The following is a 21,162-nucleotide window of genomic DNA, read 5'->3' as shown; positions in this document are numbered from 1 at the left end:
GGCCTGGGAGAGTAGGTCGCCGCCGGATTATCTTTGAGCGCCCCGCCAGCATGGCGGGGCGCTTTTCGTTGTCGTGACGCTGTGGCGTTCGTGCGTGGGTGGGCGTGCGTCCTGCTCGTTCTGCGGGTCGGTCGGTCTCGGCCACGGTCCGTGCCGGCGTGGGGAGGTGCCCTGCCGTGGCGGGCGGTTCCGACGGCGGTGAGGCGCTACGGGCGCGCGGGGACCATGCGCGCGTGATCCCCCGCATCGGCACGCGCGTGCCGCGAGAGGCCCCCGGGCCCCCGGGCCGGCCGTCCGGCTTCGCTCGGATCGTGGGGACGGCGTGGCCGCCCTCGCCCTTCCGGCGCGGGCACCGCTGGGGAGGCGGCCTGGTCTACCGTGGAGGAGTGCCCCGCCGACATCCCTCGCGCGACGCCGCGCAGCGGCGCGGGCGCCGTCCCGCGGGGCCGCGCCCCGTGGACCCCGCCGTCCACGCCGAGCGCGAAGCGCGCCGGCGCGCCGTGTGCGCCGCCAAGGATCGCTACGCCAGCGAGGCCGAGGCGCGGGCGTTCGCGCTCATGCACCAGCCGGGGCCCGGCCGGCGCGCCTCCGCGTACCCCTGCGAGGTCTGCGGCGGCTGGCATCTGACCTCCCGGTCCTGACGGGCTCGCCGGCGGCTTCTGGGGTCGGCGCCTCGGACGGCCGCGACCGATCGGCCCGACGGGCCCGCACGGAGCGGTGCCCCTGCGGGCCGGGCTCGGGCCCTACAGCGCCAGGCCGGCGTCGATCACACGCTGCTCGACGATCCGCCGCTGCAGGTCGGTCAACGGCAGCTCGCGCCCCTCCGCCAGCAGCTGCGCGGCGCGGTCGAGCGTCAGCCCCGTGCCCGTCAGCGTCGACCCGATGAGCGGCGGGGCGCTTGCGGAGCACACCCCGTTGGGGCAGGACGGGTCGGCGGCCGGACGGTCGCCGACGTGGGGGTCTGCCGGGTGCGACATCGTTCCTCGAGCGTAGCGCGACGGGGAACGCGTGCCGACCGGGCCGCGTGCGAGGCTGGGCAGGCCGTCGATGACCGATCCCCGCCTTCTCGAACACGCCCGCCAGGCCCGCCGCCACTACGAGCTGCCCTCGTACCAGGCGTACCTGCGCCGCCTGGGGACGACGATGGAGGCCCACCTCCACGAGGTGGTGGCCGCCGCGGGCATCCCGGACAACCAGTCCGAGGTGGAGTGGCGGGTCAAAGCGCCCGAGTCGTTCGCGCAGAAGGCCGCGCTGCCGGCCCCCGACGACCCGTCCCGCCCGCAGTACCGGTATCCGACCGACGAGATCACGGACCAGCTCGCGCTGCGGATCATCGCCTTCCTGCCCGCCCAGGTCGAGGCGGCGGCGCAGGCGCTCGCCGAGGACGACGCCCTCGTGGTGCGCGAGGTGCGGCACAAGGGCTCCCAGAACACCGACACCCGCGCGTTCGGCTACCAGAGCGTGCACGTGCTCGTGGACCCGGCCCCGGCCCTCGGCGCTCCGCACCCGCCCAAGGACTTCCGCGTCCCGCGGATCGAGATCCAGCTGCGCACGCAGCTGCAGCACGTCTGGGCCGAGCTCGAGCACGCCTCGCGCTACAAGGGCGCGGCCGGGTCCCGGGTGTCGCGCAAGTTCGACCGCGCCGCCGCGCTGATCGAGATGGTCGACGAGCTGCTGCAGGAGATCGACGACGCGGCCGCCGGCGGCGCCCGGCCGGATCTGACGCGCCAGGGACCGGCGGCGCCGTCGAGCCTCGAGGCGCCGGCGGAGCGGCCCGGCAGCCGGCTGACCGCGCGCGCCATGCGGTCGTTCCTCGCCGAGGCGTTCCCCGACGCGCCGCCCAGCCGCGGTGCGGGCAGCGAGGAGTGGATCCGTCGTCACGCGCTCGAGTCGGGGTTCGACACCGTCGAGGCCCTTCGGGACGCCGTCCGGACCGTGGACCTGGCGGCGGTCGACCGCACCTTCCGCGAGGGCGTGACCTGGGAGCGCAACCAGGTGCGGTGCCTGGACGACGCGCTGCTGGCCGTCGGCGGCGCCGACTACATCGCCACCGCCGAGCGGCTCGCGGGGGACGAGCCCGAGGCGCAGCGCCAGAAGCGGGTGCGGGTGCTCGGCTGGCGGCTGGCGCGCCTGCGCGAGAACGGCGTCGCGCGGTGACGCCCGCCGCGGCGCCGCTCAGTCCAGGGGCGTGACGACGGTCCAGGGCTCGACCTTCCACGCCGCGACGATCCCGGCCGCCACGTACGGGTCGTCCTTCGTGAACTCCTCCGCCACCTGCGGCTCGCCGCGGAAGGCGAGGGCGGCGGCGTGGGGCGGCACGCCGACGGCGCCCGCGATCACGAGGCGGCCGTCGGCCTTCCAGCGGGCGATCGCCGCGAGGTGCTCCGCGCGGTACGGCTCGCGGCGCTCGAGGACGTCCTCGACGTACTCGTAGGTCAGCAGCTGCAGGGTCTCGGGCATCGGGGTCTCCGGGCGGGCGACGGACGTCTGCCCCATCATGACGCCGTGGGCCGTGGGCCGTGGGCCGTGGGCCGTGGGCCGTGGGCCGTGGGCCGTGAGCCGTGAGCCGTGAGCCGTGGGCCGTGGGCCGTGGGCCGTAGCCCGTCGGTCATGGCCCGTCGCCCGAGGCCCTAGACCTGTGGCGCGTCGCCCGAGATAGGCGGCCCAGGGTCCGAGACGAGAGACCCGAGGTCCGTGCCCGGGGCCCGAGCTCGAAGGGAACGTGCCACCCGAAATGCCGAGCCGGAGCCCTCATCCGGCGCGGCGGCCGCGGTCCTCGTCACGGGCCGGCCGCGTCCGTGCCGAGGGGGCGCTGCACGCTCGTGGTGCGGGGCCCGGAACGACGACCGGCCGCCCAGGGGCGGCCGGTGCGGCGGGACGCGCGCGGAGCGCGCGACGCGGAGGCGGGGAAGGATCAGGCGAACTCGCGGAGGTAGCGCTCGTACGTGCGCATGTGGCCCTCCTCGTCGCGCAGGATGGCGATGACCATGTCCTGCGTCGCCCAGTCGACGCCGTCGGTGACCTCGATGATGCGCGAGTAGTGCTCGATGGCCCCGGACTCGGCGTCGATCACGCCACGGATGACGCTCGCGACGTCGGTCGCGTCACCGTTGGGCTGGAGGCCCGTGTCCGTGTCGCTCGGGAAGTCGGCCGAGCCGGGGACCGTGCCGTACAGCTCCTTGATGCGGGCGGCGAACTGCTTCGCGTGCCCGAGCTCCTCGTCGACGTCCGCGGCCAGGTCGGCGGCGATGTCGGCGGCGCGGATGCCGTCGAGGTTGCTCGACTGGGCCAGGTAGTTGGTGACCGTCTCGATCTCCATCCAGTACGCCTGCGTGAGGAGCTGGACGATCTCCTCGCGCTTCGCGGCGTTCTGGTCGGACAGGATCCCGGCCTTGGCGTGATGGGTGACGGTCATGCTCTGCTCCTTCGTTGGGACGCGTTGCGACCACTATAGCTAGGGACTTAAAATAAGGGCGACCTTCTGGCCCTCTGGGCCGGCCGCCCCGGATGCGCCCTCGTCGGTCGCCTACCCGGTGGGGTGGGCAGGAAACGTCGCATCCGCCGGCGCGGCGCGCATCCGTGGGATGCCCGGATCCGGCGGTGCGCAGGGCCGATCCGCCGTGGGGCGGCGCCGCGGATCGGCGCGGGCGACGGACCCCCCGCGGGCGACGGCCGACCGGGGCCGTGGGGGCGGGGGCGGGACGCGGGGCCCGACTGGGCCCGTCTCGACTCCGGTGCGGGGCGTGTCGCCCCGGGGCGGGCGCTCCGAGGTGACGCGGCGCGGCCCGTGGGCCGGCGACGGGGCGTCCGGCACGCGCGGACCCCCCGGGGGGGCGTCGCCGTGCAGGCGGACCTACCGCCGGCGCCAGGCCGGCCGTGTCCCGGGGGCCGCGGCGCGTGGCCGGGGGCGCGCTCGACGCGGCGGCTCCGTCGCGCGCCGGGGCCGTCGCGGAGCCGGGGCGTTCAGCCGCGGGCCGGCTCGTCGTGCTCGATCGCCGTCTGGGCGCGCCACGTGGCGAAGCGGCCCTCGGGCGTGTCGAGCCACGTGCGCAGGTCCCGCTCGAAGCGGTTCCAGCGGCGGGCGCGGTAGCCGGCGGCGGGGATGCGATCCTGGGGGAGGGACTCGTACCGCTGCACGAGGACAGCGTAACAAAGGGCGGCCTAATGAAGGGCATCCGAATTCGGGTGCCCTTCCGACGGACGCCGAACGTGCTGCGTGCGGCAAGGAACGCGCCGTCAGGCGTCGTCCTCGCCTGGCGCGTCGGCGCTCGCGGGCGCCGCCGGGGCGTCGCCGCCGCGGGCCCGCAGGGCGCGCACGACGGCCAGGCTCACGGGCTCGTCCGGGACGACGTTGCCGTCGACGACCGCGTCGATCACCTCGCGCTTGCGGCCCAGGATCGTCGCCATCTCGTCGTCGATCGTGCCGGGGGCGAGCAGGTACCACGCCGTCACGGCGTCCTGCTGGCCGATGCGGTGCACGCGGTCCTCGGCCTGGTCGTGCATCGCCGGGGTCCAGTCGAGCTCGAGGAACGCGACGTTCGACGCGCGCGTCAGGGTGATGCCCTGGGCGGCCGCCCGCATGGAGCAGACGATGAGCCGCTCCGCCGGACGCTCGATGTCGAGGTGCGCACCCGCCTGGAAGCGCCGCACCGCGTCGTCCCGGGCCGTGGCGCTGTCGTCGCCCAGCACGTGCAGGGCTCCGGGGAAGCGCGCCAGGACGGCCTGCTGGATCTCGCGATGCGCGGCGAACACGACGAGGGACTCGCCCGACGCCAGGAAGCTCTCGATCCACGCGAGCGCGCCCGGCAGCTTGCCGCGGGCCGCGAGCTGGCGCAGGTGGTTCATCCGGACGAGCTGCTCGGCCCGCAGGGCGGCGGCGATCTTGGCGTCCAGCTCGGACAGGTCGAGCGGCTGGCTGCGGAGCCACGCGATCACGTCCTTCTCCGCGAGGCGGTACTCCGTGGGGTCGCGCAGCTCGAGCGGGACGTCGACGCGGCGCTTGGCCGGCAGCTGGGGGAGCACGTCCTGCTTGAGGCGCCGCACGAAGCCGCGGGCGCGCAGGTGCCAGTGCAGGCGGTCGTGGGACTCCTCGCCGCGGAAGCGGCGGGCCAGCTCGGCCCCCGATCCGAAGTCCCGCAGCCGGTCGATCAGACGCAGCTGCGACGTCAGCTCGCGCGGCTGGTTGAGCACCGGGGTGCCGGTGAGCGCGAGCTTCAGCGCGTCCGGCCCGAGCGCGCCGCCCAGGCGGATGGCGGCCTTCGTCCGCTTCGCCGTCGGCGCCTTGCACAGGTGCGACTCGTCGAAGACCACCGCCCGCGGGCCGCGCCCGACGAGCGCGTCGTGATGCGCCTCGACCAGCTCGTAGTTGAGGATCACGACGTCCGCCTCGCCGGGCGCGGCGAACGCCGAGGTGTCCAGCGGCGTCGCCCACGGGTTGGGCCGCCGTGCCGGACGCTCGGCCTCGGGCAGCCACTGGTCGGCCGAGCGGCCGTGCAGGACCGCGACGGTGCGGTGCGGCAGCCAGGTGGCGGCCTCGCGCTGCCAGTTGAGCTTCAGGCTCGCCGGGCAGACGACGATCGCCGGGTACGCGCCGTCGACCTCGAGCGCGGCGAGGGCCTGCACCGTCTTGCCCAGCCCCTGCTCGTCCGCCAGGAAGCTGCGGCGACGCTTGAGCAGGTAGCGCACGCCCGCGTGCTGGAACGGCTGCAGCTCGCCGCCCAGGCGCAGCGGCTCGCCCGCCCGCGTGCGCCGGAGCGGGTTGGCCCGCTCGGCCTGCGACAGGTCGATCGTCTCGATGCGCTCCTCGTACTCGGCGCGCAGCGTCGCGAGCAGGTCCTGCGCCGCGGCGGTCACGAGCAGGTCGGGGTAGTCCCGGATCAGCGCGTCGACCGCCTGCACCAGCGACGGGTCCGCCGGCACGGCCACGGTGGTCCCGGCCGTGATCGGCGCGTCGCCGCGGCGGTACGCCCGCCCGGGCGGCGCGCCGAGCGGGACCGCCTCGGGCAGCGCGGCGAAGCGGCCCTGCAGGCGCGAGCTCCAGCCCGGGAGCAGCTCGAGCCGCGGCTGGCGCTCGTCGTTGCGGCCCGCGCGCAGCGTCGCGGCCGCCGGCATCCGGCCCATGCGCAGCTCGGCGGCGGCGAGCATCACGGTGGTGTCGACCGTCAGGCCGGGGACGCGGTCGAGCACCGCGACGCCGTCCGCGTCGAACGGCAGGGCGTCGATCGCGCGCTCCGCGTCGCCGACGAGCGCGTCCGCGACCTCGGGCGCCAGCCGCTCGGCGGCGTCGGTCAGCGCCTCGGGCGGGTCGCCGAGCAGCGTCACCACCGCGAGCCGCGGACCGTCGCCGAGCTCGACGACGGTGGCCTCGCCGTGCCAGCGGTCCAGGCCGCCGAGCCACGCCGCCACCTCGGCGTCCGGGTACAGCCCGCCGCGCGGATGATCGAGCAGGCGCCGCACCACGATGGCGGCGTGGACGCCGAGCGGGGCGCGCCAGACGTGGTTGGTCCAGTCGAAGTAGCGCCCGGGAATCGTGCGCACCTGGTCGTTCATCCAGCGCGGGACGTCGAGGACGAGCTCCGGCGACCGGTCGCGCGTCTCGATCCGCAGGTGGCACGGGCTCTCGAGGTCGATGCCGGAACGGTAGGGGAGCGGCGACCCGGGCCGCGTCGCCGCGGACGCCCGGTGCGGTGGGCGCGGCCCGCGGAGGCGTCCGCCGCGCGCGGGTCCCGGGCCGCGGTCGCCGGGGGTGGGCGGGCCGCGTCAGGCGTGCGCCGCCCACAGCGCGGCGGTGGCCCGCTCGGCGTCGGCGTCGTGGACGCGCTGGAGGTTGCGGCCGCCGCGCGCGAACGTGGCCCGGACGGCGGGCGGGGCGTCGGCATCGGCCACCGGCGCCGGCAACCACGTCGCGTCCCGCACGTGGACGACGCCGACCGCCCGGGCGGCGTCCGCGCGGTCGTAGCGCCACGGGCCGGTGATCCGGCCCAGGCGGAGCGCCCCGTCGCTCGTCCGCGTCCACGCGTACGCGCCGGCGGGCAGGGCCGCGAAGCGGCGGAGCATCCGGCCGGCCTTCTCGCCGTGGCGGTCCGCCGCAGCAGCGATCGCCTCGTCGAGCCCGTCGGGCTCGGGCGTCAGCGGGTCCCCGGTGCCGACGAGGCCCAGGGCGACGCCGCGGTCCGCGCCGGCCCCGGGCGGGGCGTCGACGGTCCGCGCCCGCATCGGCGCGCGCAGCACGAGGGGCGCGGCGGGCACGGCGCCGGGATCAGTCGTCCGAGACGGTCTTCGTCGTCATCGCCTTGGCGCGGTCCGTGCCCATGATCCGGCGCATCAGGCCGGGGGCGGCGAAGCGCAGGCCGGCGGCGACGGCGTAGACCTTCGGGCTGTAGCGCTCGGGCCGCCGCAGCAGCCCGGCCTCGACGATCGCCTCGGCGACGCCCTCGGGCGTGCCGAGGAAGCGGCGGCCCAGGCGGCTCTCGAGCAGCTCGCTCTGGGGGAAGCCCTCCGTCGGGACGAAGCCCGGCAGCACGTTGCCGACGTGCACGCCGTGCGGCGCCTCCTCCACCCGCAGGGCGTCGGACCACGCGGCGAGGGCGGCCTTGCTGGCGGAGTACGCCCCGGTGCCGGCGCGGGCGACGCGGGCGGCGGTGCTCGACACGTTCACGACCGCGCTGGGCGCCGCGGCGCGCAGGTCGGGCAGCAGCGCCTCGGTCAGCCGCACGACCGCGTCGAAGTTGACGGCCATCGTGCGGTGGACGTTGGCCCAGCCGCCCTTCGCGTCGCCGAACCGGGCGCGGAAGCCGGCGCCGGCGTTGTTCACCAGCAGCGTCGGGGCGCCGTGCTCGGCGCGCACGTGGTCGCGCACCGTCATGGGCGCGTCGTCGTCCGTCAGGTCGACGGCCACCCACGTGGCGGGGCACGGCAGGCGCTCCGCGAGCGCGCGCAGGCGGTCCTCGCGGCGGGCGACGAGGACCAGGCGGGCGCCCGGCTCGCGGGCCAGGCGGAACGCGGCGGCCTCGCCCAGGCCGCTCGAGGCGCCGGTGATCACCGCGACGAGCGGGCCGGCGGGGACGACGGAGGGGCTGCTCATGCGGGCATCACACCGCATGCGGCGGCCCGGCGCGAGCCCGGGGCGCCAGCGTTCGCGGCGCGTCCGGGCGCCGCGCCGGTCAGACGGGCCAGGTCTCGCCGCGCCACGCGGCGTCCCAGAACATCCACTCGTAGCGGCAGCCCTGCAGCCAGATCGCGCGGAAGCGCTCGCGCGCGGCGTCGGGCAGGACGGCGGCGCGGCGCTCGACGATCGCGAGCAGCGCGTCGACCTGGGCCGAGAACTCCTCGCCCGCGTACGTGTCGATCCAGCGCTGGTAGCGGGCGTCGGGCGACCCCTGCGCGACGAGCTCGCGGCCGACCTCGCGGTAGATCCAGAAGCAGGCCAGGACCGCCGCGATGCCGTCGTCGGCCGTGCCGGTCGCCGCGTGGGCGAGCATCGCGTCGACGTACGCCGTCGTGGTCGGCGACCGCGGCGTGGCGGCGACCTCGGCGGGGGACAGCGCGAACGCGGCGATGAACCCGGCGTGCAGCTCGTGCTCGACGGTGATCGCCTCGGCGCCGGCGGTGGCGAAGAAGACGATCTCGTCGTCCGCCGTCACGCGGGCCGCGACGAGCGCGAGCGCGCGGGCGAAGCCCTTCAGATAGTGGGAGTCCTGGACGACGTACGTCCGGAACACGTCCTCGGGCAGCGTGCCGTCCGTCAGGCCCGCCAGGAACGGATGGGCCAGGATCCGCTCCTGGACCGGCGCGGCGAGGCGCCAGAGCTCGGCGGTGAACGGGCCCGGGACGGCGGTCATGGCGCGGACCCTACGGTCGCGACGCCCGGAGCGCCCGCCGGCCCGGCCCGGGGCGGGCCGACGGGGGCGCGCGGGCGGCCGGGGCCGGGGGCGGCCGCACCGCGGGGCGGTGCGGCGCCCGGGCTACGCTCCGCCCATGCACCTGGGCAACCTGGCCGACGCCACGCCGTTCGTCACGAAGGACGGCTCCACGATCCGCGAGGTCGCGGGCCCCGTCTCGCTGCCGAGCGCCCACCAGTCGCTCGCCGAGGCGACCGTGCCGCCGGGCGGCGCCACCACCGAGCACCGCCACCACGTGACCGAGGAGCTGTACTTCTTCACCCGCGGCACGGGGCGACTGCGGGTGGACGGCGAGGAGCGGGCGGTGCGCCCCGGCGACTGCGTCGTCATCCCGCCCGGCGCCGCGCACAAGCTGCTCAACGACTCGGCGACGGAGGAGCTGGCGCTGCTCTGCTGCTGCGCGCCGCCGTACGCCGACGACGACACCGAGCTGCTCGAGCCCGAGGTCGACCGCCGCGCCGGCGGGCGCTGACGCCCCGCCGCCGGGGCGCCGGGCGCCGCCGCCGCAGCGGGCACGGTCGCGGCGGACCGGGGCCGGCCGGCGGCCGGGGGTGACCGCGCCCCCGGACCGACGAGCGGCGACGCGCCCGCTTCCTGTGCGCCGTACGCGGCGGGCGCTACGCTCCGTAGCGTTTCGTCCCTCCTGCCGAAGGCGCTCCCATGGACCGCAAGTGGTGGACGCTGATCGCCGTCGCGACCGGCGTCTTCATGCTCCTCATCGACGTCACGATCGTGAACGTCGCCCTGCCCGACATCTCGACCGAGCTGCGGGCCTCCTTCTCCGACCTGGAGTGGGTCGTCAACGCCTACACGCTCACCCTGGCCTCGACGCTCCTCGTCTCCGGGTCGCTCGCGGACCTCGTCGGCCGGCGGCGGGTCTTCGTCTCGGGCCTGGTGCTCTTCTCGCTCGCGTCGCTCGGCTGCGGGCTGGCCGGCACCCCGCTCGTCCTCAACCTGCTGCGCGGCGTGCAGGGCGTGGGCGGCGGCATGATGTTCGCCACCTCGCTCGCGCTCATCGCCCAGGCGTTCCACGGGGCCGAGCGCGGCGTCGCGTTCGGGGTGATGGGCGCCGTCACGGGCGCCGCGGTCGCCGTCGGCCCGCTGCTCGGCGGCGTGCTGACCGACGTGTTCGGCTGGGAGGCGGTCTTCCTCGTCAACGTCCCGATCGGCGTGGTCGCCGTCGCGCTCTGCCTGCGCAAGGTCGACGAGTCGCGCGACCCGCACCCCGCCGGCATCGACTGGCTCGGCGCCCTGCTCTTCGCCGGCGCGCTCTTCCTGCTCGTGTTCGGGCTGGTGGACGCGAACAAGGAGGGCTGGGGCGACACGCGCATCGTCGGCTGCTTCGCCGGCGCCGTCGCGCTGTTCGTGGCGTTCGTCGCCGTCGAGCTGCGGCGCGCCAACCCGCTCTTCGACCTGGGGCTGCTGCGCAACCCCACGTTCGTGGGCGCGTCCGCCGTGGCCTTCTGCATGTCGGCGTCGCTCTTCGCGATGTTCCTGTACCTGACGCTGTTCTTCCAGGGCGGCGTGCTCGGGCTCTCGCCGCTGCAGGCCGGTCTGCGGTTCCTGCCGATCACCGGCCTGACGCTGCTCGTCGGCCCGCTCGCCGGGCGCCTGACGACGAAGGTGCCCGTGCGGCTGCTGCTCGGCGGCGGCCTGCTCCTGGTCGGGATCGGCCTGATCCTGATGCACGGGGTGGCGCCCGGCGACGCCTGGACCGTGCTGATCCCCGGCTTCGTGATCGCCGGCATCGGCTCGGGCCTGGTCAACCCGCCGCTCGCCTCGACCGCCATCGGCGTGGTCGACCCGCGGCGCTCCGGCATGGCGTCGGGCATCAACTCGACGTTCCGGCAGGTCGGCATCGCGTCGGGCATCGCGGCGCTCGGCGCGGTCTTCCAGCACCACGTGAGCAGCACGATCGCGAGCGGCCTGGCGGGCACCCCGGGGGCGGCGCGCGCGGGCGACCTGTCGGCGGCGGTGACGGCCGGGCAAACCGAGGCGGCGCTCAGGGGGATGGCGGCGCAGGCGTCCCCCGAGCAGGTCGAACGCGTCCGGCAGGTGGCGCACAGCGCCTTCCTCGACGGCATGAACAGCCTGCTGACGATCACCGCGGTCGTCGCCCTGGTCGGGGCCGCCGCGGCGTTCGCGCTCGTGCGCGCCAAGGACTTCGCCCACACCGGACCGCGCCGCGAGGAGGACGGGGCGGCCGAGGCGCCCGCCGCGGCATGAGCCGCGACGTCGACGACCGGATCCTGGCGGCGGCGCACGCGCTGCTGGCCGAGCGCGGCATGGCGAGCCTGACCGTCGAGGCGGTCGCCGAGCGCGCCGGCGTGGCGAAGACGACCGTCTACCGCCGCTACCGCAACCGCAACGACGTCGCCACCGCCGCGCTCGCGCGCTTCGAGACCGACCTGGAGGGCGTGGCCGACGAGGACGATCCGCGGGCGGCGCTGCGGGCGTTCCTCGTCGCGTTCGCCCGCAAGCTCGAGCGCGTAGGGCTGGACGTGCTCGGCGCGATGCTGACCGAGCCGGAAGGGAGCGACCTGCTGCCCCTGCACCGCGCGCGCGTCATCGAGCCGCACCGCCGCGTCGTCGCCGACCGCCTGCGCGCCGCGCAGGAGCGCGGCCTCGTGCGCGCCGACGTCGACCCGTTCCTGGTCGTCGAGCTGCTCGTCGGGTCGTTCTTCGCCCGGCGCGTGAGCGGCCGCGAGATGCCGGTCGAGGCGTGGGCCACGGCCGCGGTGGACACGGTGTGGCGGGGCCTGGCGCCGGGCGGCGACGGCGGCGCCGCCTGAGCCCCGACGGTCGCCGCGGCCGCCCCGCCGACCGCCGGACCTACCGGCGCCCCGACGGCCGGCCGCGGCCCGTCGTCGTGCCGCGCACGGCGTCGAAGCGCCGACGGTCGCGCTTCGTCGGCCGGCCGCCGCCCTCGGCCGACGTCGGCCACGCCAGGCGGCGCTCCTCGGCGCGCCGCTCGCGCTCCGCCCGGTCCTCGGGCCGCTCGTGGTAGAGCAGCTGCGCCTCCGTCGCCGGGCCGCGGCGTCGCGCCAGGCCGAGGACGTCGACGCGGTGGCGGTCCTGGCCGACGAGCACCTCGACGCGGTCGCCGGGACGGACCTCCTTGCTCGGCTTCACCCGCGTGCCGTTGACGTGCACCCGGCCGCCCTTGACCGCCTCGACGGCGAGGGCCCGCGTCTTGACGAAGCGCGCGACCCACAGCCAGGTGTCGATCCGCTGCCCCTCGCGCTCCTGCTCCTCCATGGATCCATGCTGCCACGCGGGGCCCGCGGCCACGCCGGGAAGGAGGATCCCGCCCGCCCCACCCGCCGCTCAGCCGAGCGACGCGCCCTTGGCCTGGTTGCAGGGCGCGCAGAGCAGCTCGAGGTTGTCGACGGTGCTCGCGCCGCCGAGCGCGACGGGGATGACGTGGTCGTACTGCAGGTCGAACGTCTCGCCGCACGCCACGCAACGGCCGCCGTCGCGGTGCCACACCGCCTGGCGCACCTCGCGCGGGATCGGGTCGCGGCGCGGGGCGAGGTCCGCCTCGGCGGCCAGTGCGGCGTGCGCGCGGTCGATGCGGCGCCGGCGCCGGCGGTCGCGGTCGCGGACGAGGGCGACGACGTCCTCGGGCTCCAGGTCGTCGTCCTCGGTGAAGATGCGGTCCTCGAACGCCCACCACGTGCGGGCGCCGTCGTCCAGGAGCGGGACGGGGACGTGGCGCTGCCGCTCCCGCAGCGCCCGGAAGCGGCGCCCGCCCCAGACGGGCGTGGCCGTGCGAGGCCCGTCGACGAGCGCGTACCGGCGGCCGAGGAGGGACAGCCGGGCCTCGAACCGGGCGGACTTGGCCTCGCGCAGCACCCGGGCGACGCTAGGCGGCGCGCCCGACGCCGTGCACGCCGCGTTGCAGCGACGGCCCGGCGCGCGACGACGAGCGCGGGACGGCCGGCAGCGGGATCCGGGGAGCGGCGCGCCCCGCGGGGCCGACGGGCCGTTGCCGTCCCGGCGCGGGTGCGCGATCCTGGCGGGGTGAGCGACGCCTGCGCCCCGCCGACGCCGACCCTCGCGGGGCGCCCGTGAGCGCCCCGGCGGAGGGACGGCCGGAGGACGTCCTCGACCTCGTCGCCCCCGGCGCCGACCTGATCGTCGGCATGGCCAACGGCGAGCCGATCGCCGCCATCGACGCGCTCGAGGCGGAGCACGAGCGCCTGGACGGCGTGCGCATCCACCAGATGCACGCGATGCGCAGCCGGCCGCACATCGAGGGCCGCTGCGGCGACCACCTGCGGCACGTCAGCTACTTCCTGAGCGAGGCGACGCGCCGCGCCGTCTGGGAGGGGACGTGCGACATGGTGCCCGCCGACTTCTCGCAGGTGCCGCGGATCGTGCTCGAGCGGGCGCGCGACCCGCTCGTGCTCGCCGCCGCGAGCCCGCCCGACGCCGACGGCTGGTGCACGCTGGGCGTCAACGCCGAGTACGTGGCGGCGCTGCGGGGCAAGGCGCCGTTCGTCCTGGAGGTCAACGAGCGGATGCCGACGACCCACGGCGACCACCGGATCCGCCTGGACGACGTGGCCGCGTGGTACCGCGTCGACCGCCCGCTCATCGAGGTCGGGCGTCGCGCGCCCGACGCCCGGGACGAGGCGATCGCGGCGGCGATCGCGGAGCGGGTGCCCGACGGCGCGACCCTGCAGGTGGGCATCGGCGCGGTGCCCGACGCGGTCTGCGCCGCGCTGCACGGCCACCGCGACCTGGGCATCCACACCGAGCTGATCGGCGAGGGCGTGATGGGGCTCATCGAGAGCGGGGCCGTGACGGGTGCGCGCAAGGCGACGGTGCCGGGGAAGGCCGTCGCGACGTTCACGCTCGGCACCCAACGGCTGCACGACTGGCTCGACGGCGAGGAGCGCGTGGCGTTCCACCCCGTCGACATGGTCAACGACCCGCGGGTGATCGCCCAGGAGCCGCACATGGTGTCGGTCAACGCGACCACCGAGGTCGACCTGTACGGCCAGTGCGCGTCCGAGACCATCGCGGGAAGGCCGTGGTCGGGGTCGGGCGGCCAGGCGGACTTCGCCACCGGCGCGGTGTGGTCCACATGCGGCGAGGCGTTCGTCGTGCTGCACGCCACCACGAGCAAGGGCCTGAGCCGGATCCGCGGCGTGTTCTCGCCGCGGTCGCTCACCACGACCCACAAGAACATCGTCGACCACGTCGTGACGGAGTACGGCATGGCGTCGCTGCGGGGCCGCACGCTCGAGCAGCGCGCGCGGGCGCTCATCGCGATCGCTCACCCGGACCACCGGGACGAGCTGGAGCGCGACGCGCGGGCGGCCGGCCTGCTCGGGCGGCGGGCGGATCCGGGCGTGCGGCGGGCCGACGGGCCGGCCGCCCGCGAGGAGCGCGCGGCGCCGGAGGGCTCGCCGTCGGGCGGGGCGCCGGCCGCGTAGGCGGCGCCCCGCAGGCGCGGGCTCAGCGGTGGGCGACGAAGAACCAGATCGGCGCGCGGAAGCGCGCCGCGAACGCCTGACGCGACAGCGGCCCCTCGCCGTCGATGTCGAAGATCCGCAGCCCGACCTCGCCCACCAGCAGGTCGTGGACCTGCTCGGACGTGACGCCGAAGTGGTCCGCGCCGCCCACGCCGTGCTCGAACACGACGGTCGGCCGGTCGCGGTGCAGCAGCTCCAGGCCGCCCTCGAGCACGCCCAGCTCGGCGCCCTCGACGTCGATCTTGAGCAGCGAGACGGGCCGGTCGGGGTCGCACACGTCGTCCAGCCGCAGGACGGGGACCTCGAGCTGCTCCGTCTCCTCGCCCGCGAAGCCGCGGTCCCGCAGGCCGCTGAGCTGGGGGTTGGAGACCACGCGCGTGAAGGTGGCCGCGCCCGCCTGCGCGCCCACCGCCGCCTGGTGCACGTCGACCCCCGGGAAGCGCTCCCGCAGCGCCGCCGCCTGGTCGGGGAGCGGCTCGAACGCGACGTGGTGGCCGGCGGGCGCCAGGCGCACGAGGTCGGCGAGGACGTCGCCGCCGTGCGCGCCGACGTCGACGGCGTTGGCGTCGTGCGCCAGGCCGTGCGCCAGCAGCAGGCGGAGGTGGGCGTCGTCGCGGGCGTTGCGGCGGGCGAGCGGGCTGACGCGGCGGTAGGCGGCGCGGAGCGCCGGGGTCGCACCGAAGCGGTCGGCCACCGTCGCCACACGCGACTGGACGGTTCCTGAGAAGGCCATCGCGCCAGCCTATGGCCTGTGCGACGCGGCGCGGCGAGGTCCCCGGCGGTCAGCGGGCGACGCGCCGCAGCTCGCGGCCGAGCGCCGTGCGGCGGCCGCGGGCGTCGTACAGGCTGCTCGCGCGGCAGTCGCCGGCGCAGCGGTCCATGAACCACGTCCAGCGCTCCACGAAGCCGAGGCGGCCGAGCATTCGGGCCATGCGCCGCAGGTGCGCGCGGGCGCGGGACGGCGTCGGCCGGGCGTGCGGATCCCGCGACGCCCACCGCCAGGCCGGCAGGGTCCCCGTCTCCGTCACCCAGATCGGCAGGCGCCAGCGGGCGTGGACGCGGCGCAGGTCGCGCTCGATCGAGCGGACCGTCGTCGGGTCCGTCCAGTCGCCGTAGAAGTGCAGCGCGACGAAGTCGACCCGCCGGCCCTGGGCCTTCGCGCGGCTGAGGAAGTCGTCGAGCCACGTCTTCGCCGGATCGCTCTGCGACCGCGTGTACGGGCTGGCGACCGCCGGGCTGCCCAGGCGCAGGCCCGTCGCCTCGAGCCGCGGCCACAGCGCGATCGCCTGGGCCGGCGTCATGTTCGCCTGGCCGCCGAGGTCGGGCTCGTTGAAGCCCAGCAGCGCCCTCGCGCGGCCGGCGCGGCGGTCGGCGGTCAGCCGGTCGATCGTCGCGTCCGTCACGCTGCCGGCGCCCCACAGCATCGGGACGAACTCGACGCCGGCGCCGGGGCGCAGCCGGCTCTCGGCCGACCAGTCGTACGTCCAGCGCGCGCCGACGGCCCGCAGGCGCCGGGCGTCGCCCGCGTCGGCGTAGCGGCCGCTCGCCACGCCCACGAGGGGGCGGCGGGCCGCGTCGGCCGGGGCCGGGGCGACGACGAGCAGCAGCGCGAGCGTCAACGCCCCGGCGAGGGCGAGGACGAGGCGGGGGAGGGGCGCTGGACGCGGCACCCGGGGGATGGTGGCAGCCCGCCCGTCGCGGCCCGCCGGTTCGGCGCCGTCAGCGCGCGCTCGCGGCCCACGCCCGCCGGACGGCGCGCTCCGCGCCGTCGAGCGCGCACGGCGCCTGGACGCGGACGGAGCGGGCCCGGCCGCGGGCGGTCGACACGATGCGCGCCCCGGCCTGGGCCTGCGGGTAGGAGGCGCATCCGCTCGGCCCGAGCGGCAGGTCGAACCGGGCGGTCCCGGGCCAGTCGACGGCCCGCACCGCCCGAGCCAGCCGTCGCAGCGTCGCCGGGTCGCGCGGGAGGGGCGCGGTGGTGTCCGCCCACGACGGCGGGGCGATCCGCAGGCGCGGCAGGTCGAGCGCCGGAGGACGGTCCCAGGCCACCTGGCGGATGCCGGCCTTCCGGGCCCGCGCGATTCCCGGCAGCAGGCGCAGCACGGTGGCGGGCGCGTCCAGGACGTCCGTGTGGGCGGGCTCGACGTCGGTCGACCCCGGGACGGGCGTCCCCGGAGCGCCGTCGGCGGGCCAGCGGACGCGCAGGCGCTTCGCCGCACCCTGCACGGCCGCTGCCGCAGCGCGCGCGCCGCGCGGGCCGGGGACGTCGGCCTCGACCGTCCGCAGGTTCGTCGAGGCGAACGCGTGGGTCGCAGGACCGGCGAGGCGGCGCAGGACGGCGAGCGCGCGGTCCGGCGCGGCGTCCGCCGGGCCGGAGAGGACCGGGCGCCCGCGCGTCTCCGGCGGACCGGCGGGCGTGTCGACGTCGAGCCGCACGCCGCCCCGGCGGTCCTGCTCCAGGCGGAGCGCCCGGCCGGCCGCGCGCCACGCCGGGCCGGCATCGGCGACGCCGGCGGCGCGGACGCCCAGCTCGGCGGTGTCGCCGGCGGTGGAGACGCGCGGCTCGCGGGCGGCGAGCCGCACCGCCGCGTCGAGCGTCGCCATCGCCACGCGGCGGTCGGACCCGGCGAGCCGGCGCAGGACCACCGGCGGGACGTCGGACTGCGGTGCGCCCGCGAGCGCCACCTCGAGACGGTCGAGGTCGGCGACGTAGCGGCCCTGCGGGGCGATCCGCCGCACGATCTCGCGCGCGAGCGGCGCCGCCTGGGCCGTCCGCGGCACCGTCGACGTCACCGACCAGCCGGTCGACCGCCGCGCCAGCACGACGCGACCGCCGGCGGCGCGGACGCCCGCGGCGGCGACGAACGGCGCGATCCCGGACGACGACGCCGTGGCGACGCGGTCGTCGAGCTGGAGGGTCGCGCGGCCGAGCCGCAGGACGCTGCGGTCGTCGTCGGGCAGGGCAGCGAGCACCGCGCGGACCGCCTCCCGGTCCGCGTCGGGCCGCAGGGTCACGACGACGCGATCGTCCTGCCGCGCCGCCGAGGCGACCGCGGGCAGCGCGTCCAACGCCCCGAGCCCGGACGGATCCGCCCCGTCGTCGCGCAGCAGCAGCCAGCCGGCCGCTGCGGCGACCACGAGCACGAGCGGCAGGACGAACCAACGACGCTTCGGACGGCGAGCACCTGGCGTGGGCACGGGCTCCACGCTCGCACATCGCGCGCTCCCCGGGAACGAGAAAGGCCCGCGAACGCGGGCCTTTGCCTGAGGAGCCTCCGAGCGGACTCGAACCGCTGACCCCTTCATTACGAGTGAAGTGCTCTACCAGCTGAGCTACGGAGGCGCGGCGGCGAAGAATAGCGCGTCCGACGCGATAGCGTTGGCCCATGGGGATCGTCGCCTGGATCGTCCTGGGATTCGCCGCCGGCATGATCGCGCGCGCGATCGTGCCCGGCCGCAGCCGCCTCGGCTGCCTGACCACGACGGCCGTCGGCATCCTCGGCGCGCTGATCGGCGGAGCCATCGCGTCGGCCGCCGACGTGGGCGAGCTCGGCACGTTCTTCGACCTGGGGACGTGGGCGCTCGCGGTGCTGGGATCGATCCTGCTGCTGCTCGTGCTGCAGGCGGTCGCCGGCCGCGGCGGCGGGCCGCGACGCCGCTGAGCCCCGGCTCCGTCGTGGGACGGAGCCGGGATCCGTCGCGCGGCCGATGTCCGTCGGCGCGGCGCGCGGCACGCTGGCGGGGTGCGCATCCGCCGCCCCACCGCCCCGTCCCCCGTCGGCGGCGGCCGCACGCCCCGTCCCGGGCCGCCGGCCCCGCGCCCGTCCGGGCCGGCCGCCCGGGACGTCCCGTCCGACGCGCCCCGCGCGCTGGCCTAGGCTGCCGGCATGGGCTGGAGCACCGACGACATCCCCGCACAGACCGGCCGCCGCGCCGTCGTGACGGGCGCCAACAGCGGCCTGGGCAAGCGCACCGCGCTCGAGCTGGCGCGCAAGGGCGCCGCCGTCGTGCTGGCGTGCCGCGACGTCGGGAAGGGCCAGGCGGCCGCCGCGGAGATCCGCCGCGCGGCGCCCGACGCCGACGTGACGGTCGAGGAGCTCGACCTGGCCAGCCTGGCGTCCGTCCGGGCGTTCGCGGACCGGCAGGACGCGGCTGGCCCCCCGCTCGACCTGCTCGTCAACAACGCGGGCGTCATGGCGACCCCGCCGCGGCTGACCGCGGACGGGTTCGAGCTGCAGCTCGGGACGAACCACCTGGGCCACTTCGCGCTGACCGGGCTGCTGCTGCCGCGCCTGCGGGCCGCCGACGCGCCGCGCGTCGTCACGCTCACGAGCGGGCTGCACCGGATCGGGCGGATCGCGTTCGACGACCTGCAGTCCGAGCGCTCCTACGGTCCGTGGCGCGCCTACGGCCAGGCGAAGCTGGCCAACCTGCTGTTCGCCCGCGAGCTGGCGCGCCGCGCGGCGGTGGCCGGCCTGCCGCTGCGCAGCCTGGCGGCCCACCCCGGCTACTCCGCGACCAACCTGCAGACCACCGGGCCGGCGATGAGCGGCGGCCTCCTCGGGCGCCTGAACGCGGTCGCGGGCCGCGTCGGCAACGCGGTGCTCGGCACGGGCGACGCGTACGGCGCGCTGCCGACCCTCTACGCCGCCACGGAGTCGCAGGCCCCGAACGGCGAGATGATCGGGCCGACGAAGCTGAGCCAGACCCGGGGGCCCGTGGGCGTCGTCCCGTCGACCCGTGCCGGGCGCGACCCCGAGACCGCCGGCCGCCTGTGGACCGTGTCCGAGGAGCTGACCGGCGTCCGCTTCGACCTGGAGGCCGGCCCCGCCCGTGACGACGGCTGAGACCGTCCCCGGGGCCCCGCTGCCCTCCGGCCCCGACCCCGCCGACGCGGCCCCGCGCTGGCTCGTCCTGCTGTGGACGTGGGGCCCCGCCGCCGTGCCGGCGCTCATCGGCGTCGTGACGGTGCTGTTCGGCCGCGCCTCCTCCGGCGACGGCCCCTGGTGGCTGCTGGCGGCGACGCTGACGACGCTCGCGATCGGGCGCCGCCTGGAGCGCCCGGTCGGCGCGTGGATCCTCAGCCTGCTCGTCGTCGTCTCGAGCTGGTTCGTCTCGGCGTCCGGCGCGTACCTGCTGCTGGTCTTCGTCCCCGTCCTGCCGCTGGCGGCGGTCACCGCGGCGCGGCCGCCGCGCGCGTCCCTGGCCGCCGCGGGCCTGACGTTCGTCGCGCTGTTCGCGTCGAGCGTCACCGACCCCGCGGACTACGTCTCGGTCGGCCCCCTGTCGCTGCAGGCGCTGTTCGTCTGCGTGCTCGTGCCCGGCACGGCCGTCCTCGCCGCCTGGCTGATCGGCTACGCGCTGCACGTGCGCGGCCGCTACGCCCAGGCGTTGCTCGAGCGCGCGCGGACGCTCGAGCGCGAGCGCGACAGCAAGGCCGCCCGCGCCGTCGCCGAGGAGCGCACCCGCATCGCCCGCGAGCTGCACGACGTCGTCAGCCACAACGTCGCGGTGATGGTCGTGCAGGCGTCCGCCGCGGACGCGGTCTGGGACGCCGACCCCGTGCGGGCGCGCGACGCCGTCCGCGCCGTCGCCGACACCGGCCGGGCCGCGATGGGCGAGCTGCGGGCGATGCTCGCGGCGATGCGCGGACGCGAGGATGAGGCCGCCGGCGCCGAGCGCCGCGCGACGGAGGGCCTGGCGCGCCTGCCCGCCGTCGTCGAGCAGGTGCGCGCGGCCGGCGTCGACGCGCGCCTCGAGGTCGCCGGCGACGTCGCCGCGCTGCCGCCCGCCCTCGACGTCTCGCTGCTGCGAGTGGCCCAGGAGGCGCTGACGAACGTCCTGCGCCACGCCCACGCGACGACGGCCACGGTCAGCGTGCGGGTGGCCGACGACGCGGTGACGCTGACCGTCGCCGACGACGGCGTGGGGCTGGAGGGCTCCCGCGGCGCGGGCGACGCGCTCGATCCCGAGCGCCGGGGCGGCACCGGCCTGGTCGGCGTGCGCGAGCGCCTCGCGGTGGTCGGCGGCACGCTCGAGGTGGCGCCGCGCCCCGGCGGCGGCACCGTCCTGCGCGCGAGCGCCCCGCGGACCGGGCAGGATGGAGCCCGATGATCCGCGTCCTGCTCGTCGACGACCAGGAGCTCCTGCGCTCGGGGTTCCGCATGATCCTCGAGGCCGCCGGCGACATCCGGGTGGTCGGCGAGGCCTCCGACGGCGGCGAGGGCGCCGAGGCCGCCCGGCGGCTGCGGCCCGACGTCGTGCTGATGGACGTGCGGATGGGCGAGGTCGACGGCATCGAGGCGACCCGCCGGATCGTCGCCGCCGACGCCGGCCGCGTCGTCGTCCTGACGACGTTCGACCTGGACGAGTACGTCTACGCCGCGCTGCGGGCCGGGGCCTCGGGCTTCCTGCTCAAGGACACCCGCCCCGCCGACCTCGTCGAGGCCGTGCGCGTGGTCGCGGGCGGCGAGGCCCTGCTGGCGCCGCGGGTCACCCGGCGGCTGCTCGAGCGCTTCGCCGGCGACCTGGCGCCCGCCCGGGACGACGACGGCGCCGCCGACGTGCTGACGGAGCGCGAGCGCGAGGTGCTGCGCCTGGTCGCCGGCGGCCGCTCCAACCTGGAGATCGCCGAGGCGCTCGTGCTGACCGAGGCGACGGTGAAGACGCACGTGTCGAACGTCCTGCGCAAGCTCGACGTCCGCGACCGCGTGCAGGCCGTCGTGTGGGCGTACGAGCACGGCGTCGTGCGGCCGGGCGAGTCGGGGACCGCCTAGGTC

23 protein-coding genes and 1 tRNA gene are annotated in these 21,162 nt (G+C 77.1%); 10 read left to right on the top strand and 14 right to left on the bottom strand.

What is annotated here, in order from left to right:
* Nucleotides 1–386 precede the first annotated feature (386 nt).
* The gene (locus J3P29_RS15995; RefSeq protein ID WP_210494992.1) at nucleotides 387–641 is read left to right on the top strand and encodes a hypothetical protein; all 255 of its coding nucleotides are present in this window, start codon (nucleotides 387–389) and stop codon (nucleotides 639–641) included.
* A 102-nt stretch (nucleotides 642–743) separates the two neighbouring features.
* Here J3P29_RS15995 and J3P29_RS15990 read toward each other — a convergent pair whose 3' ends face one another.
* Entirely contained in the window at nucleotides 744–977 is a 234-nt protein-coding gene (locus J3P29_RS15990; protein ID WP_210494991.1) for a hypothetical protein, read from the bottom strand.
* Between the two features lie 70 nt (nucleotides 978–1,047).
* Here J3P29_RS15990 and J3P29_RS15985 point away from each other — a divergent pair, with 70 nt between their 5' ends.
* Nucleotides 1,048–2,157 (top strand): RelA/SpoT domain-containing protein, encoded by a 1,110-nt coding sequence (locus J3P29_RS15985; RefSeq protein ID WP_210494990.1) that lies wholly within the window; start codon nucleotides 1,048–1,050, stop codon nucleotides 2,155–2,157.
* A gap of 18 nt (nucleotides 2,158–2,175) precedes the next feature.
* Here J3P29_RS15985 and J3P29_RS15980 read toward each other — a convergent pair whose 3' ends face one another.
* From J3P29_RS15980 to tenA, 7 genes are all read right to left on the bottom strand, one after another.
* Nucleotides 2,176–2,460: a YciI family protein gene (locus J3P29_RS15980; RefSeq protein ID WP_210494989.1), complete on the bottom strand. Its 285-nt coding sequence runs from the start codon at nucleotides 2,458–2,460 to the stop codon at nucleotides 2,176–2,178.
* Nucleotides 2,461–2,914: 454 nt separating this feature from the next.
* Nucleotides 2,915–3,415, bottom strand: coding sequence for a ferritin-like domain-containing protein (locus J3P29_RS15975; RefSeq protein WP_210494988.1), 501 nt, complete (start codon nucleotides 3,413–3,415; stop codon nucleotides 2,915–2,917).
* Between the two features lie 548 nt (nucleotides 3,416–3,963).
* Complete coding sequence (locus J3P29_RS15970; protein ID WP_210494986.1) at nucleotides 3,964–4,137, bottom strand: hypothetical protein; 174 nt, start codon at nucleotides 4,135–4,137, stop codon at nucleotides 3,964–3,966.
* Between the two features lie 99 nt (nucleotides 4,138–4,236).
* A complete protein-coding gene (locus J3P29_RS15965; protein WP_210494985.1) occupies nucleotides 4,237–6,537 on the bottom strand; it encodes a DEAD/DEAH box helicase in 2,301 nt (766 codons plus the stop codon).
* 222 nt (nucleotides 6,538–6,759) lie between these two features.
* Complete coding sequence (locus J3P29_RS15960; protein ID WP_210494984.1) at nucleotides 6,760–7,248, bottom strand: hypothetical protein; 489 nt, start codon at nucleotides 7,246–7,248, stop codon at nucleotides 6,760–6,762.
* A gap of 10 nt (nucleotides 7,249–7,258) precedes the next feature.
* Nucleotides 7,259–8,083, bottom strand: coding sequence for an SDR family NAD(P)-dependent oxidoreductase (locus tag J3P29_RS15955; protein WP_210494982.1), 825 nt, complete (start codon nucleotides 8,081–8,083; stop codon nucleotides 7,259–7,261).
* Nucleotides 8,084–8,162: 79 nt separating this feature from the next.
* Complete coding sequence (gene tenA, locus J3P29_RS15950) at nucleotides 8,163–8,840, bottom strand: thiaminase II (protein WP_210494979.1); 678 nt, start codon at nucleotides 8,838–8,840, stop codon at nucleotides 8,163–8,165.
* Between the two features lie 136 nt (nucleotides 8,841–8,976).
* Between tenA and J3P29_RS15945 the strand changes: the two genes are divergently transcribed.
* The 3 genes from J3P29_RS15945 (at nucleotide 8,977) to J3P29_RS15935 (ending at nucleotide 11,692) form a co-directional block, all read left to right on the top strand.
* Entirely contained in the window at nucleotides 8,977–9,372 is a 396-nt protein-coding gene (locus J3P29_RS15945; RefSeq protein WP_210494968.1) for a cupin domain-containing protein, read from the top strand.
* Between the two features lie 188 nt (nucleotides 9,373–9,560).
* Nucleotides 9,561–11,126: an MFS transporter gene (locus J3P29_RS15940; RefSeq protein WP_210494966.1), complete on the top strand. Its 1,566-nt coding sequence runs from the start codon at nucleotides 9,561–9,563 to the stop codon at nucleotides 11,124–11,126.
* A complete protein-coding gene (locus tag J3P29_RS15935; protein WP_210494964.1) occupies nucleotides 11,123–11,692 on the top strand; it encodes a TetR/AcrR family transcriptional regulator in 570 nt (189 codons plus the stop codon). The genes J3P29_RS15940 and J3P29_RS15935 overlap by 4 nt, the downstream gene beginning before the upstream one ends.
* Before the next feature lie 40 nt (nucleotides 11,693–11,732).
* Here J3P29_RS15935 and J3P29_RS15930 read toward each other — a convergent pair whose 3' ends face one another.
* Nucleotides 11,733–12,158: an RNA-binding S4 domain-containing protein gene (locus J3P29_RS15930; protein ID WP_210494962.1), complete on the bottom strand. Its 426-nt coding sequence runs from the start codon at nucleotides 12,156–12,158 to the stop codon at nucleotides 11,733–11,735.
* Between the two features lie 69 nt (nucleotides 12,159–12,227).
* Nucleotides 12,228–12,755: an HNH endonuclease signature motif containing protein gene (locus J3P29_RS15925; RefSeq protein WP_210494960.1), complete on the bottom strand. Its 528-nt coding sequence runs from the start codon at nucleotides 12,753–12,755 to the stop codon at nucleotides 12,228–12,230.
* A gap of 215 nt (nucleotides 12,756–12,970) precedes the next feature.
* Between J3P29_RS15925 and J3P29_RS15920 the strand changes: the two genes are divergently transcribed.
* Nucleotides 12,971–14,344, top strand: coding sequence for an acetyl-CoA hydrolase/transferase C-terminal domain-containing protein (locus J3P29_RS15920; RefSeq protein ID WP_349239860.1), 1,374 nt, complete (start codon nucleotides 12,971–12,973; stop codon nucleotides 14,342–14,344).
* 22 nt (nucleotides 14,345–14,366) lie between these two features.
* Here J3P29_RS15920 and J3P29_RS15915 read toward each other — a convergent pair whose 3' ends face one another.
* The 4 genes from J3P29_RS15915 to J3P29_RS15900 form a co-directional block, all read right to left on the bottom strand.
* Nucleotides 14,367–15,116 carry an FkbM family methyltransferase gene (locus tag J3P29_RS15915; RefSeq protein WP_210494958.1) on the bottom strand — a complete coding sequence of 250 codons (750 nt, stop codon included), beginning with the start codon at nucleotides 15,114–15,116 and terminating at the stop codon, nucleotides 14,367–14,369.
* Between the two features lie 49 nt (nucleotides 15,117–15,165).
* Nucleotides 15,166–16,053 (bottom strand): glycosyl hydrolase, encoded by an 888-nt coding sequence (locus J3P29_RS20915; RefSeq protein ID WP_210494956.1) that lies wholly within the window; start codon nucleotides 16,051–16,053, stop codon nucleotides 15,166–15,168.
* A gap of 49 nt (nucleotides 16,054–16,102) precedes the next feature.
* Complete coding sequence (locus J3P29_RS20910) at nucleotides 16,103–17,581, bottom strand: hypothetical protein (RefSeq protein WP_210494953.1); 1,479 nt, start codon at nucleotides 17,579–17,581, stop codon at nucleotides 16,103–16,105.
* Nucleotides 17,582–17,653: 72 nt separating this feature from the next.
* Nucleotides 17,654–17,726, bottom strand: a tRNA-Thr gene (locus J3P29_RS15900).
* Between the two features lie 43 nt (nucleotides 17,727–17,769).
* Here J3P29_RS15900 and J3P29_RS15895 point away from each other — a divergent pair.
* From J3P29_RS15895 to J3P29_RS15880, 4 genes are all read left to right on the top strand, one after another.
* Nucleotides 17,770–18,045, top strand: coding sequence for a GlsB/YeaQ/YmgE family stress response membrane protein (locus tag J3P29_RS15895; protein WP_210494951.1), 276 nt, complete (start codon nucleotides 17,770–17,772; stop codon nucleotides 18,043–18,045).
* Nucleotides 18,046–18,270: 225 nt separating this feature from the next.
* On the top strand, nucleotides 18,271–19,230 hold the full coding sequence (locus tag J3P29_RS15890) for an oxidoreductase (protein WP_210494949.1): 960 nt from the start codon (nucleotides 18,271–18,273) through the stop codon (nucleotides 19,228–19,230).
* On the top strand, nucleotides 19,217–20,497 hold the full coding sequence (locus J3P29_RS20905; RefSeq protein ID WP_210494947.1) for a sensor histidine kinase: 1,281 nt from the start codon (nucleotides 19,217–19,219) through the stop codon (nucleotides 20,495–20,497). Before J3P29_RS15890 ends, J3P29_RS20905 begins: the two co-directional genes overlap by 14 nt.
* A complete protein-coding gene (locus tag J3P29_RS15880) occupies nucleotides 20,494–21,159 on the top strand; it encodes a response regulator transcription factor (protein ID WP_210494944.1) in 666 nt (221 codons plus the stop codon). Before J3P29_RS20905 ends, J3P29_RS15880 begins: the two co-directional genes overlap by 4 nt.
* Nucleotides 21,160–21,162 lie beyond the last annotated feature (3 nt).

It is taken from the genome of Patulibacter sp. SYSU D01012 (genome assembly GCF_017916475.1).
Classification (GTDB): domain Bacteria; phylum Actinomycetota; class Thermoleophilia; order Solirubrobacterales; family Solirubrobacteraceae; genus Patulibacter.
The sequence above is the reverse complement of the archived record's forward strand: the minus strand, read 5'-3'. Positions and strand labels throughout refer to the sequence as shown.

Coding starts and splice junctions, on each gene's coding strand:
- J3P29_RS15975 (WP_210494988.1), bottom strand. CDS start 3,415: ATGACCGTCACCCATCACGCCAAGGCCGGGATCCTGTCCGACCAGAAC.
- J3P29_RS15955 (WP_210494982.1), bottom strand. CDS start 8,083: ATGAGCAGCCCCTCCGTCGTCCCCGCCGGCCCGCTCGTCGCGGTGATC.
- J3P29_RS15930 (WP_210494962.1), bottom strand. CDS start 12,158: ATGGAGGAGCAGGAGCGCGAGGGGCAGCGGATCGACACCTGGCTGTGG.
- J3P29_RS15945 (WP_210494968.1), top strand. CDS start 8,977: ATGCACCTGGGCAACCTGGCCGACGCCACGCCGTTCGTCACGAAGGAC.
- J3P29_RS15990 (WP_210494991.1), bottom strand. CDS start 977: ATGTCGCACCCGGCAGACCCCCACGTCGGCGACCGTCCGGCCGCCGAC.
- J3P29_RS15980 (WP_210494989.1), bottom strand. CDS start 2,460: ATGCCCGAGACCCTGCAGCTGCTGACCTACGAGTACGTCGAGGACGTC.
- J3P29_RS15985 (WP_210494990.1), top strand. CDS start 1,048: ATGACCGATCCCCGCCTTCTCGAACACGCCCGCCAGGCCCGCCGCCAC.
- J3P29_RS15880 (WP_210494944.1), top strand. CDS start 20,494: ATGATCCGCGTCCTGCTCGTCGACGACCAGGAGCTCCTGCGCTCGGGG.
- J3P29_RS15890 (WP_210494949.1), top strand. CDS start 18,271: ATGGGCTGGAGCACCGACGACATCCCCGCACAGACCGGCCGCCGCGCC.
- J3P29_RS15895 (WP_210494951.1), top strand. CDS start 17,770: ATGGGGATCGTCGCCTGGATCGTCCTGGGATTCGCCGCCGGCATGATC.
- J3P29_RS15935 (WP_210494964.1), top strand. CDS start 11,123: ATGAGCCGCGACGTCGACGACCGGATCCTGGCGGCGGCGCACGCGCTG.
- J3P29_RS15915 (WP_210494958.1), bottom strand. CDS start 15,116: ATGGCCTTCTCAGGAACCGTCCAGTCGCGTGTGGCGACGGTGGCCGAC.
- tenA (WP_210494979.1), bottom strand. CDS start 8,840: ATGACCGCCGTCCCGGGCCCGTTCACCGCCGAGCTCTGGCGCCTCGCC.
- J3P29_RS15940 (WP_210494966.1), top strand. CDS start 9,561: ATGGACCGCAAGTGGTGGACGCTGATCGCCGTCGCGACCGGCGTCTTC.